Annotated in this window: 11 protein-coding genes; 3 read left to right on the forward strand and 8 right to left on the reverse strand. The window is 30.9% G+C overall.

Annotated features, from left to right (window positions below):
• Positions 1-438 precede the first annotated feature (438 nt).
• The 3 genes from K5I29_RS06090 to K5I29_RS06100 are packed head-to-tail and all read left to right on the forward strand — an operon-like array spanning position 439 to position 5,796.
• The gene (locus K5I29_RS06090; protein ID WP_264435011.1) at positions 439-3,510 is read left to right on the forward strand and encodes a SusC/RagA family TonB-linked outer membrane protein; all 3,072 of its coding nucleotides are present in this window, start codon (positions 439-441) and stop codon (positions 3,508-3,510) included.
• A 10-nt stretch (positions 3,511-3,520) separates the two neighbouring features.
• On the forward strand, positions 3,521-4,840 hold the full coding sequence (locus K5I29_RS06095; RefSeq protein WP_264435012.1) for a RagB/SusD family nutrient uptake outer membrane protein: 1,320 nt from the start codon (positions 3,521-3,523) through the stop codon (positions 4,838-4,840).
• Positions 4,840-5,796, forward strand: coding sequence for a phosphodiester glycosidase family protein (locus tag K5I29_RS06100; RefSeq protein WP_264435013.1), 957 nt, complete (start codon positions 4,840-4,842; stop codon positions 5,794-5,796). The genes K5I29_RS06095 and K5I29_RS06100 overlap by 1 nt, the downstream gene beginning before the upstream one ends.
• A 626-nt stretch (positions 5,797-6,422) precedes the next feature.
• Here the strand turns inward: K5I29_RS06100 and K5I29_RS06105 are convergent.
• From K5I29_RS06105 to K5I29_RS06145, 8 genes are all read right to left on the reverse strand, one after another.
• Positions 6,423-7,883: an MBL fold metallo-hydrolase gene (locus K5I29_RS06105; protein ID WP_264435014.1), complete on the reverse strand. Its 1,461-nt coding sequence runs from the start codon at positions 7,881-7,883 to the stop codon at positions 6,423-6,425.
• A 95-nt stretch (positions 7,884-7,978) separates the two neighbouring features.
• A complete protein-coding gene (gene trxA / locus K5I29_RS06110; protein WP_394358588.1) occupies positions 7,979-8,470 on the reverse strand; it encodes a thioredoxin in 492 nt (163 codons plus the stop codon).
• A gap of 1 nt (position 8,471) precedes the next feature.
• Positions 8,472-8,702 carry a hypothetical protein gene (locus tag K5I29_RS06120; protein WP_264435015.1) on the reverse strand — a complete coding sequence of 77 codons (231 nt, stop codon included), beginning with the start codon at positions 8,700-8,702 and terminating at the stop codon, positions 8,472-8,474.
• Complete coding sequence (locus tag K5I29_RS06125) at positions 8,699-9,337, reverse strand: TPMT family class I SAM-dependent methyltransferase (protein ID WP_264435016.1); 639 nt, start codon at positions 9,335-9,337, stop codon at positions 8,699-8,701. Before K5I29_RS06125 ends, K5I29_RS06120 begins: the two co-directional genes overlap by 4 nt.
• Entirely contained in the window at positions 9,321-9,617 is a 297-nt protein-coding gene (locus K5I29_RS06130) for a rhodanese-like domain-containing protein (RefSeq protein ID WP_264435017.1), read from the reverse strand. The genes K5I29_RS06125 and K5I29_RS06130 overlap by 17 nt, the downstream gene beginning before the upstream one ends.
• A gap of 92 nt (positions 9,618-9,709) precedes the next feature.
• Positions 9,710-11,119 carry an MBL fold metallo-hydrolase gene (locus K5I29_RS06135; RefSeq protein WP_264435018.1) on the reverse strand — a complete coding sequence of 470 codons (1,410 nt, stop codon included), beginning with the start codon at positions 11,117-11,119 and terminating at the stop codon, positions 9,710-9,712.
• A 74-nt stretch (positions 11,120-11,193) separates the two neighbouring features.
• A complete protein-coding gene (locus K5I29_RS06140; protein WP_264435019.1) occupies positions 11,194-11,982 on the reverse strand; it encodes a sulfite exporter TauE/SafE family protein in 789 nt (262 codons plus the stop codon).
• Positions 11,983-12,119: 137 nt separating this feature from the next.
• Positions 12,120-12,752, reverse strand: a complete 633-nt coding sequence (locus K5I29_RS06145) for a Crp/Fnr family transcriptional regulator (RefSeq protein WP_264435020.1) — start codon at positions 12,750-12,752, stop codon at positions 12,120-12,122.
• Positions 12,753-12,762: the final 10 nt, after the last annotated feature.

Below are 12,762 nucleotides of genomic sequence, written 5' to 3' on the forward strand. Positions count from 1 at the left end.
AGTTTGATTTTTAATAACTCCTCTTTGTCTTAAAATGCGGCCTGATATACCAAAGTACACATCTTTTGGTGTCAAATTTAAAATAGCTTTTAAACAAAAAAGCTCACTATTTCAGTAATTTTTAATGTATTTGTATTAAATAACGACATCTAAATATAATAAATTGATACAAAAAATCATCCTATATATAAAGGTCAAACCTTTTTAACTTGCTTTTTAAATCATTCGTACCTCGTATAAATAGATAATTCAAAAAATAAAAACTTATCTATTAAAACATTATCCTAAAAAAAAACATAACAAACGCATTAACAACAGATTAAAAATTAAACAATTAACAAGTTTATTTTTACACTTAGTTAATATTTTCTTAAATAAGTCATAATACATATCCCCCATTTATAAAATAGTTTTGCTTAAAACTAAGCTCAAAAAATTATGCTCAAAAAAACTATTTTATTTTGCTTACCCTTAGCGATTCCATTTTCGCTTTATGCTAAGGAGTATCACGCAACAACTTACAACGTCATTCAAAGCTTTTACAAGCTTCAAGTTATGGATGAGTACAACCAACCCGTTGTAAATGCAATGTTAGAAGTAGAAGGCTATTCTCTAGTTTTTTTTACCGATGAGAATGGTATGGTAGAATTACCTAAAACATTACAAGGAAAAAACTTCTACGTTTCTTTAGACGGTTATATTACAATACACGGTATTGTAGGTTTTAACACTGATTTAGTATTGTTAGAAGATAACATCAACCAATTAGATGAAATTGTTGTAGTTGGTTATGGAGATAGTAAAAGAAAAAATTTAACATCATCGATTGGTAAAGTAAAAACTAAAAATATCTCACCTCGAAATGTTTCTTCTGCAAATCAATTATTACAAGGACAAGTAGCCGGAGTTAATTTAACAACGGCTAACGGAACGCCAGGCAGCAGATCTCGAGTTAGTATTAGAGGTATATCATCTATTAACGGAGATAATGAACCTTTATACGTAATTGATGGTATTCCAATTTCAAAATCAAATGCAAGTTATAATTACTCTGGAGAATTTGTACAAGATCCATTATCACTAATTAATCCGTCTGACATTGAATCTATGGATGTTTTAAAAGATGCTGCTGCAACAGCTATTTACGGTTCAAGAGGTGCCAACGGAGTTATTATTATAAACACAAAGCAAGGAAAAAAAGGTAAATTAAAATTTTCATTTTCTCAGTTAACAGGCTTAAGTACAATGCCAAAGAAAATGAACTTGTTGTCTAGTGATCAGTATATTAATTTACAAAACGAGGCAGTTAATAATTATAACCAAGATTTTGGTTATATACCAGGAAAACCAGGGTACATTGATATTAATAAAGTTTTAGGTAAAGTACCTGAAAACTATACGGATATTGGTTGGCAAGATTTAATTATTAGAAATGCTGCAACAACTACTCAAACAGATTTTTCTGTAAGCGGCGGAAACGAAAAAGTTAAAACTTATAATTCTATTGGTTATGCTTATCAAGAAGGCTTAATTAATAAAAGTTCTTTAAAACGTTATTCACTTCGTTCAAATGTAAATTACAAACCAAATGATAAGTTTGATTTAGGTTTTAACATTGCCGGAAACTTTACACAAAGTTCATCAATACCAAATGGTGATCAAGGAACAGCATTGTTTCAGCGTTCTTTAGAACAAAGACCTTACGATTCTCCTTATTTAGCAAATGGAGATTATTCAGTTGGTGGTAAAGATATTTTAAGACACAACGCATTAATTATTTTAGATAAAGACCATACTGATGATAAAAATTACCAATCATTAATTAACCTGTATGGTGCTTACCACTTTTTGAATGGCTTTACTTTTAAAACCAGTTATAATTCGGAGTTAAGAATTGGTCATGGTGCCAGACGTCAAGAAATTGGTCATCCATATAACGGAGGATTAGGGTGGATTAATGATAGCCGTAATACGAGATACAGCCAGGCTTTTGACAATGTATTGTCTTACGAAAAAACTTTGTTTGATGTCTTTAATGTTAATGCAATGATTGGACATTCTTATTTTTCAGACAAATATACCTTCAACACAGTAACTGGACGAGAGTTTCCAGCTAACGACTTTAAGCACATAAACGCAGCAACAATTGTTACTGGCTCTAGTTCTATGTCAGAATATGCTATTGAGTCCTATTTTGGTCGTTTAAACTTAGGTTTTGACGATAAATATTTAGTATCTGCAACTATTCGTAGAGATGGCTCTTCTAAATTTAATAAAGATTACCGTTACGACTATTTCCCTTCGGTTTCAGCAGGATGGATTTTTTCGAGTGAAAAATTTATGAATAATGTCAACTTTATCAACTTCGGTAAACTAAGAGCCAGTTGGGGGAAAACCGGAAATCAAGATGGGATTGGTAACTACGATTACTTTGCCTTAGCACAAGGAGGATACAACTATAACGGTACTACAGGTTTAAGTATTACATCCATAGGTAATAAAAACTTAAAATGGGAAGTAAATACTCAAAGCGATATAGGTATTGACTTAAGTTTTTTAAGTAACCGTTTAAACTTTACCTATGACTTTTTTATTAAGGAATCTAAAGACTTATTATATAACGTACCTATTTTACAAACTAGTGGTTTTTCTAATATGACTCAAAACATTGGAAAATTGCGAAACGTTGGACATGAGTTTACTATTTCATCAATTAACATATCAAATCCTAATTTTACGTGGACTACAAATTTAAACCTATCATTAATTAAAAATGAAGTAAAAAGTTTATTAGGTGATGGTGTTGTTACTATAGGTAATTGGAACGCTATTATTGAAGGACAACCATTAGGTGTTTTTTATGGATACGAGCATCAAGGAATTTACCAAACAGTTGATCAAATACCAACCAACTTATACAACCAAGGCGTAAGACCTGGAGACATAATTTATGCAGATATTAACGGAGATGGTCAAATAAACTCATCAGACAGAACCGTAATAGGTAATTCACAACCTGATTTTTTCGGTGGATTTACCAATACATTTAAATATAAAAACTTTGACATGTCTATTTTTGCAACTTTTTCAGTTGGAAATGATATTGTTTCAAATTGGCGTACTGGTTTAGACCATTTGGGAGGAACAGATTACAACAATATTGCATCTTCATATAACGACCGATGGACTGGACCTGGAACATCTAATTGGGTTCCGCGTGCAACAAAAGGAAGTTGGAATACAAAAAATAGTTCATACTATATAGAAGACGGTTCATACTTAAGGTTAAAAAATTTAACTGTTGGATACACGTTACCTGAAGCTTTACTTCAAAAAATAGGATTTGAAAATATTAGAGTATTTGCTACTGTAAATAACCTATTTACTATTACAAATTATTCTGGGTATGATCCTGAAGCTGCAAGCGGAACAAATGCAGCAAGCTTTGGAATAGACAATTTAGTTACACCACAACCTAGATCGTTTTTACTAGGTATTACTATCAATTAATCATTAAAATATGAAAACTAAAAAATATTCAATTAAAAATATCCTATTATTTTTTTCTTTAGCAATAGGATTTCAATCATGTCAAAATGATTTAGATATTTATTCAGAAAACGCTATATCTCCAGAACAAATAACAGAAAGTAATATTCAGTTTTTTCTTAACGGTTTGTACCGTACTTCTACCCCTATTCGAGACGATTATTTTTACAACGATATTCGAGGAGGAAATTATACTTGGACTGCTCTTTCAGGTAACAACAGCAAATTTGGTGTTTTAATTACGGGAAATGGGTTAGACGATAGAAATGCATTTTCTAGCAGTTACTGGCAATATTGTTATAAAAATATATACAACGCTAACAATATTATTGAAGCCGCTGAAAAAACAAACAATACAACAATTATAGCAGAAGCTAAGTATATTAGAGCCTACATGTACTACAATTTGGTTACAATATTTGGTGGAGTTCCACTAATTACAACAAATACAACTGCTAATTTACCCCGTGTGTCTGCTAAAGAAATATGGGATCAGATTACTAATGATTTAGACTACAGCATTTCTAACGCAAAGGTTTTAAGCGAAACCTCTAACGATAGGGTTTCTATTCAAGCTAGCAAAGCACTTAAGGCAAGAGTTTTACTTGCTTTAAATCAAAAAACAGAAGCAGCAAACTTAGCTACAGAAGTAATTAATGAAAGTGGTTTAAAATTAGATTCTGATTATGGCAGAATATTTCAGGCAACAAAGTCATCGTCAGAAATTTTATTTGCATTTGCCAATTTAACAACAGAGTCTAACACACGCTTATCTCAATTATTTTGGCCTTATGGTACACAATGGGCAGGATCGTACTTTGTTCAGCCCTCAGAATACGTTGTAAACGAGCTTTACGAAACCAACGATAAAAGAAAAGAAATAAACGTTAAAAACATAACAAATTCTGACGGAACATATAATACAATTATAAGTAAGTACACGGATGTGCAACCTATAATTGTTTCGCGTTTAACAGAAATGTATTTTATTGCTGCTGAAGGTTATGGTCTTGGTACTGGATTATCTTATTTAAATGATGTGAGAACTACAAGAAATCTACCTACATATTCAGCAATTGACATTAGCTCTGAAGATGCTTTTCTAAACTTGGTTTTATTAGAAAGAAGAAAAGAATTATATAGTGAAGGTTTTTTATTCTACGATTTAGTAAGAACTAACAAAGCAATTAACTTACCAAATATTTCTCAAACAGAACAATATGTACTCCCGATACCAGGTAGCCAAGTAATTTTGTCAGATGGTATGTTAACCCAAAACCCAGGATATTAATGAAAACAACTAAATTATTAAAAAAATACAGTATTTTATTAATTTTAGCACTAACTGTTAGTTGTGCTAAAAAAATAACTTCCGCTACAGAAAATACAGAAGAAGTATTATTAGTAAAAGATGGCTGGCAAATAAATCCTTTAGACAAAGGAGTTGTTCATTATGAATTGCCAAAGCAGTTTTTAAAAGATTTCAACTCATTTCAAAATGTTAACGTATTAGCTATAAATCCATTAATTTCAGATTATGAAATAGTTTTTAAAGATATTACCCCAAGGGATAGTATCTCTACGGTAGCAAATAATATGGAAAAAGCTATTTTTGCCATCAATGGTACGTATTACGAAAAGAAAGCAAATAACGGGAACTCTACTTCGTATTTTAAGTCAAATAATGTGTTAATAGATTCTGTTCAGGTACCATCAGGTAGCTTATTTGCATGGAAGCACGAAGGCGCATTCTATAAAAAAGGAAAGGACTTTGGTATTGTTAGAGGAAATAACAAAGTTTATACGTATCTAGAAGCTCAAAATATCATGTCAGGATCACCAATATTAATAGAAAACTTTTACCCCTCAGGAGCATATTTTGTGAGAGATTATGTATCAGACTTAACAACACTACCGTATGAAAATCCTGATAGGCATCAAGGAGTAAGACATCCAAGAACTGCTGTAGCAATTACTGATAATGGCACTATTTTGTTTGTAGCGGTTGACGGCAGAAATACAAAAGCAGCTGGAATGTCTGCCAAAGAGCTTACATTATTTTTAAAAAAATATTTTAACCCTAAGGATGCTTTAAATATTGATGGGGGTGGTTCTACAACATTTTGGTTAAAAAATGATAATAGGTCAGATACAGGGGTTATAAATTTCCCAACAGATAACAAAAAATCAGATCATTACGGACAACGTGCAGTTAGAAATGGTTTTGTTATTTTAAAAAATAATTAAGTAATATATTTTTTGTGGTTAACCTAAAAGTGCTTAGAAAAAATTCTAAGCACTTTTTTTAAATAGCTTGGTAATTAAAAATTATCTTGTTTTATTTTTTTTTCATATTTTTTTTAAAGTCTCTATGCTCTATTGAAGAATTTTAAAATTCACTTTTTTATAATAATTAAGCTAAACTATATTTAGTTTTCATTAATTTAGTCAACGATAACCTAACAACGGTAAATAAAAATTTCCATCAATATTTTTTAAAACTCGTTCAGTACTTAGTTTAAAATAAATGTTAATCGTCAGGAAAAAAGTAGACACTTAAAATAGTATTTCGTAAGAAAATCCAACTTCAATAATGGAAATACAAATTTAATTACTTAACTCTATTACTTTTCTTTTAAAAATAGCATTATACATTTTACGTTATTTAAGGTTTTAGTCTTAAAACTATTTTTAGTAATGCTAAATTTAAAATTATGACTAGTCAAGTTGAAAATATTTATTCAGCTCTTAGTAACTAACATATTCAATGAGAGTTTTTATTCACTATCGCCTAGATAAATAACAAAACATTAATTTATAATTTTCCTAAAAATAGATCTAGATTCAAAAAGTTCTAATTTTGATTTGCTATTTTATTTTACCAACGGAAGTTTTTTTGCTTTCCAATCATTAATACTACCACTGTAATTTAAAATAGTCGTAAATCCTAATCGCTCTAATATTGAATAGGCCATTGCGGCACGAACGCCACTCTGACAATGTATAATCACTGGAACGTCTTTTTGAATTCTAATACTCATTTCATCCAAAGAATTTAAAGACATGTTTTCAAAGCCTTTTATATGTCCACTTTCGTATTCACTAGCTGTGCGCACATCTATTAATTGAACTTTTTTATCTTTTTTGTATTCTAATACTTCTTCAGCTGTAATGATTTTAGATGATTTTAAATTTTTAAAGTTCTTCACTTCAGTAATATATCCATAAAGATTATCCATACCAATGCGTATCAATTTACGTTGAATATCTCTAATTTCAGCTTCAGATGCTATTAAAAGAATAGGCTGGTTATATGAAACTAATGACCCCACAAAGGTGGAAAAAGAGGTACTATTTTCTATGTGTAAACTACCTGGAATATATTCTTTTGCAACCTCTTCTTTTCTTCGAGTATCAATAATCAAAATATTATTTTCATACGCTTTTAGAGCTTCAGTGTTAGTTAGTTTTTTCAATTTAGGAATTTCAATAAGTAGTGGACGTGACGATTTATTCCATTCTTTCATCGTTGAAAAGTATTTTGGAGGTTCTGGTTGACCGTCTAAAACAAACTCAATAAAAGCTTTTTTATCGTTTAAATATTTGAACGCCATACTTGAAGACATTTCTTGCTCTAAAGTCGATTGTGGTACCGTACTTAAACTTTTTCCGCAAAAAGAGCCAGCTCCATGTCCTGGCCAAAGTTCTGTATTCTTGGGTAAATTGATAAACTTATTTAAAGATTCAAATAATTGACTCGCTCCAACAAATTGAGAACCTTCCTTTCCGGCTGTTTTTTCTAATAAATCGGGCCTACCTACATCACCAACAAAAATAAAATCTCCAGTAACTGCCTTTATAGGTTCAGATGTATTTTTCAAATTTCGAATCAAAAAACTTATACTCTCAGGAGTATGCCCTGGGGTATGCATGACTTCAATTTCAAGATTCCCAAAATAAATTTTTTGCAAATCATTTAAAGGCTCGTGTAAAAATGAATACTGCCAATCATCACCTCCTTCAGCAGATAATAATAATTTAGCATTAGTCACTTGTGCTAATTCTCTTGAACCACTCAAAAAATCAGCATGTATATGAGTTTCTGTAACATATTTTATCTCTAATCCATTTTGCTTAGCAAAATCAATGTAGGTATCTATATCTCTCTTAGGGTCAATAACAATAGCTTCTTTATTTTCGTTAGCAATAATATAACTAGCTTGAGATAATGTTTCATCATAGATCCGTTCAAAAATCATATTTTGAGCACGTACAACAAAATTTGAAAGTAAAAAGATACTTAATGTTTTAATTAATAATAGTTTACGTTTCATTTTTTATGTCTTATTTCAACTAAAATACAATATTAAGAAATAGCTATTTGTAACAATTGTTACCTAATTAAAAAAACATTGCTTTAAGCAAAGTTTTATAGATTTTCTTTTAATAAGCGTTCTAATTCATTAGCAGGAAAAACACCTGCTTGTCGCCAAACAATTTTACCGTTTTTAAAAATAATTAAAGTTGGTACACTGCGAACTTGATATTGAGCTGCAACAGCTTGATTCTGATCTACATCAATTTTTATAATAGATACCTGATCTCCAATTCGTTGTTTCACCTCTTCTAAAACGGGCGCTTGCATTTTGCATGGTCCACACCAGGTTGCAAAAAAGTCAACTAAAACCGGTTTGTCTTGATTTATTATTTCTTCAAATGTCATCATTTTTTTTTCTCTTTTAAATAATGAAAAAATTAAACCTCCCATCAAACCACCATATAATGTACTGTTTTTTGGATTAGATGTAATGGTACAACTTCCAGATTGGCAACCTATAAAATACCAGTATAAATAACCAGCTAAAAGTCCGAATGCTATTCCCGAAATGGTCAATATATGTTTTGGAAAGATTTTTTTCATTTTACTTAATTTCTGTAAATGTTGCTTTTTTATTTTTTTCTGATTTTGAATTAGGAACTGCACAAGCTTGGGTTCCACAACAGCCAATATTGAGCAAGGGCATAAGTACTAATAAACCTCCTAAAGCAGCAAATAACCATTGTTCTAATTCAATTCCTTGATAGATGATTAAAAACCCCATAGTTAATCTTAAAAAACGCATAATATTCCAGGTTTGAAGCCATTTTCTCATACACTTATTTTTTTTATAAAATGAATAAAAACTTCGCTACCTTGTCTTGGAGGTATACTATTGTAGCACGTTTCCATTTTTTTGATTTGGAACTGTTTTTCGAAAATAGGTCGATATTCGCAAGGACAGCCTCCAAAAGGTGGGAACGGATTGTTAAATTGTTTATCAAATAAAACACCTACAATGCTTCCGTTATTTTTAAGCAATTCATGCATTTTAGCAACATATTCGTTTCTTCTAAATGGCAGAATAGCACTAAAAAATGTTTGCTCTAAGACTAAGTCGTAATTACCTGAATGTTCAAAAAAATCTTCACATAAAATTTTTATTGCAGTATTTCCCTTAAAGCGTTTCTCTAAATTTTTAACAGCTAAAGGGGCAATGTCAATTAATGTAATATTCTTAAAACCATGTTCTAATAAATATTCAGCTTCATAAGCATTACCACACCCAGGGATTAAAATTGCTATGTTTTTGTCCTTTACTCCATCAATATATTTAGTTATTGCAGGTGATGCATGCCCAATATCCCAACCGGTTTCATTTTTCTCCCAGCGCGTATCCCAATAGGTCTTATCCATCGGCACATCGCATTGGGTGATACAACATGCTTCTATTTTATCTTCTTGTTTCATTTATAGCTTCTTTTATTTGTTGCCAAGTTCCACCATTAATAACGTCAGTAAATCCATTTTGTTCTAAAATAGTTTTTGCCTGACCACTTCTGTTTCCACTTCTACAAAAAACGATAATATTTTTGTGTTGTTTTAATTTACTCAACTGTTTTTCTATTTGATCTAAAGGTATATTTACAGACCCAGGTACATTTCCTTCTGCAAACTCTGCTGCTGATCTAACATCTACTAAAAAAGCATTGTTTTTTAGTACAGTTTCTAATTCTTCCTTTTTGTTCATTGTGAACCTATTTTTTAAAAATTTAAACATTTTAATATAAAATTATTTAAGTTTATTGGTTTTATGAAATTTTTATCCATTTCCCCAATTCCCTAAAACATCTTACTTTGACAAACAAAATCTGTTTTAGGTACTTGTGTAGTCAATATGGCATTAAACCCACCTTCAATTTCAATAAAGTTTCGGTATCCACGTGCTTGTAAAATACTAGCTGCAATCATACTTCGGTAACCACCAGCACAATGCAAGTAAAAAGTTTGTTTTGGATTTATATTTTTAATCCAATCGTTTATGAAAGCTAAAGGTCTATTATATGCATCTTCAACATGCTCTGCCTCGTATTCAGAAGCTGTTCTAACATCTATCACTACAGCTTCCTTACCTTGGATTTCCTGTTCAAAAGTACTTGCAGTAATACGGTTTACAAAATCAATTTCTTTATCAGCTGCTAGCCAAGCATGAAAACCTCCTTTTAAATAACCCAATACTTGATCAAAACCAACGCGACTTAAACGGGTAACAACTTCTTCTTGCATGCCTTCTTCTGTGATTAATAATATAGGCTGATTAACATCTACAATCATTGCACCAACCCAAGGAGCAAAATCACCTTGTATTCCAATATTTATTGATTGTGGAATAAAACCATTTGCAAAATCACTATTTGCTCGGGTATCTAAAATTAATGCAGCAGATTGTTCAGCTATTATTTCAAATTCATCTACACTTAAGGCTCTTAATCCTTGAGATAAAACCTTATCAAAACTTTCATATCCTTTTTTATTCATCGCAACGTTCATTCCAAAATATGCAGGTGGAGGTAATAAACCATCTGTTACGGCTTCAATAAATGCTGCTTTTGAAGGTTGATTCAGTGCGTAATTCATTTTCTTTTGATTACCTAAAGTATCAACAGTTTCTTTCATCATGTTCTTACCACAAACAGAACCCGCACCATGAGCTGGATAAACGATAATCTCATCAGCTAACGGAAGAATTTTATTGTATAAGCTCTCATATAACATTCCAGCTAAATCTTCTTTGGTCATATTAGCTGTTTTTTGGGCTAAATCTGGTCTACCAACATCTCCTAAGAATAAGGTGTCTCCACTAAAAATAGCCGTTTCTTTTCCATTTTCATCAATCAACAAATACGTTGTACTTTCTAAAGTATGTCCTGGTGTATGCAATACTTTTATTTTAATTTTTCCAATTTCAAAGATTTTGTTATCTTTTGCAATTATGGCATCGAATTCAGGACTAGCAGTTGGACCGTAAACAATTGGAGCAGTAGTTTTCTGACTTAAATCTAAATGTCCACTTACAAAGTCAGCATGAAAATGTGTCTCAAATATGTATTTTAGTGTAACACCATTTTTGGTTAAACAATCTAGATAAGGTTGAGTTTCTCTAAGAGGATCAATGATCGCTGCTTCACCATTACTCTCTATATAATAAGCACTTTGTGCTAAACATCCAGTATAAATTTGTTCTACTTTCATTTGTTCTATTTTTTAATTTGTTAAGTAAATTTCGTAAGATTTCTTGATTTAGAAGGTAACATTTGTTACACTAACTACTTTATTATTAACTCTTTAATTAAAATAACTAAACCCATTACCATTACAAAGTATCCAAAGATGGGTTTTAGTTGTTTTGCATCTAATTTTTTATTCAATTGAATTCCAAAGTACATTCCAACTAAAGCAATTACTAATATTTTTGTTAAGAACAAGAAATCTAACATTGAAATATCGTGAGAACCTAAAAAACCAATCAATGATTTAACTCCTATTATAAATAGTGAATTTGCTACAGCTTGTTTCGTACTTAATTTGCCGAAAATCATCAATATAGGTACTATGATAAATCCACCTCCAGCACCAACAACCCCAGTTATTAAACCTTCTATTAAACCGGCAATCATTAATATATAATGGTTGTATGGGCAATCAAAACAATCCGGATTGTTTTTCTTTTGCTTGATCATGAAGAAGCCTGAAATAAGCATCAATATCGAAAAGAACAACAACATAAAAACGTTTTTTTCTATCTCATAGCCAAAAATCATAAACGTTTGTGGAATCGCAGGTAAAATATAAGATCTTACAGTGTACAACGCTAACATAGAAGGAATTCCAAACTGTAGAATTTTTTTAAAGGATAAGCTTTTTTGAATTATATGAGGAGTTGCTGCTACTAAACTTGTGATGCTTACTAAGGCAAGTGAATAGGTAGTAGATAAAGTTGCTGGTATTGCAAATAAATAAACCAATACCGGTACAGTAAGTATGCTTCCACCACCACCAAATAAACCAACCAATAAACCAATTAAAATGGTTAATATAAAACCTAAAATCTCCATGTTCTTTTATTTTGTTATTCAAAGGTCTAACTTTCTAAAAAAACAGAGCGTAACATAAGTTACAAACCAAATCTAATAAAACAGCCCCTAAAAAGTAAAGTACTCTTTAGAGGCTGTTTATGATCATAAATTCTAATTTAAATAATTGAAATACTATTGCGTTGCTGCATAATAAAACCTTCATTTTCAAGCGCTTTCAATAATCTGGAAATCACTACTCGAGAGGTATTCAATTCGTAAGCAATTTCAGCATGTGTTTTATTTACTATTCTTGATTTATTTACACTTGCACTTTCTATTAAATAATTTTTTAAACGACCTTTAGAATCGTTGAATGCCAAATTGTCTATAGAGCGCATCATCTCATCTAAACGGTCTTGATAACTATTAAAAACAAATGCACGCCATGTAGGATATTTTGCTAACCAACTATCCATTATTTGCACGGGAATTTGTAACATTTCTCCAGCTGTTTCTGCTGCTGCTCTAATGTTACTTGTTTTAGTACCTAAGCAACAAGTCATAGTCATGGCACAAGTTTCACCTTTTTCTAAATAATATAATAAAAGCTCTCCATCATTATCATCATCTCGCATAATTCTAATCGCACCATGAAGTAAAAGGGGCATATGTGTTATGGCATCATCTAAATCCATTAAGATATCATTTTCTTTAAACGATCTTATTTGAGCTATCTTGGCCATTTCTTCTAATAGCTCGTCTTCAAATGAAGAACCAAAATACTGCTGAAGTAAACTTTTATCTATCATATTTAAATAA

It is taken from the genome of Flavobacterium agricola, from assembly GCF_025919725.1.
Lineage (GTDB): Bacteria > Bacteroidota > Bacteroidia > Flavobacteriales > Flavobacteriaceae > Flavobacterium > Flavobacterium agricola.

Bases quoted from the DNA above. Each gene is read 5' to 3' on its own strand.
- K5I29_RS06135 (WP_264435018.1), bottom strand. From the start codon at position 11,119: ATGAAAGTAGAACAAATTTATACTGGATGTTTAGCACAAAGTGCTTAT.
- K5I29_RS06145 (WP_264435020.1), bottom strand. From the start codon at position 12,752: ATGATAGATAAAAGTTTACTTCAGCAGTATTTTGGTTCTTCATTTGAA.
- K5I29_RS06095 (WP_264435012.1), top strand. From the start codon at position 3,521: ATGAAAACTAAAAAATATTCAATTAAAAATATCCTATTATTTTTTTCT.
- K5I29_RS06105 (WP_264435014.1), bottom strand. From the start codon at position 7,883: ATGAAACGTAAACTATTATTAATTAAAACATTAAGTATCTTTTTACTT.
- K5I29_RS06100 (WP_264435013.1), top strand. From the start codon at position 4,840: ATGAAAACAACTAAATTATTAAAAAAATACAGTATTTTATTAATTTTA.
- K5I29_RS06120 (WP_264435015.1), bottom strand. From the start codon at position 8,702: ATGAGAAAATGGCTTCAAACCTGGAATATTATGCGTTTTTTAAGATTA.
- K5I29_RS06130 (WP_264435017.1), bottom strand. From the start codon at position 9,617: ATGAACAAAAAGGAAGAATTAGAAACTGTACTAAAAAACAATGCTTTT.
- trxA (WP_394358588.1), bottom strand. From the start codon at position 8,470: ATGAAAAAAATCTTTCCAAAACATATATTGACCATTTCGGGAATAGCA.
- K5I29_RS06090 (WP_264435011.1), top strand. From the start codon at position 439: ATGCTCAAAAAAACTATTTTATTTTGCTTACCCTTAGCGATTCCATTT.
- K5I29_RS06140 (WP_264435019.1), bottom strand. From the start codon at position 11,982: ATGGAGATTTTAGGTTTTATATTAACCATTTTAATTGGTTTATTGGTT.
- K5I29_RS06125 (WP_264435016.1), bottom strand. From the start codon at position 9,337: ATGAAACAAGAAGATAAAATAGAAGCATGTTGTATCACCCAATGCGAT.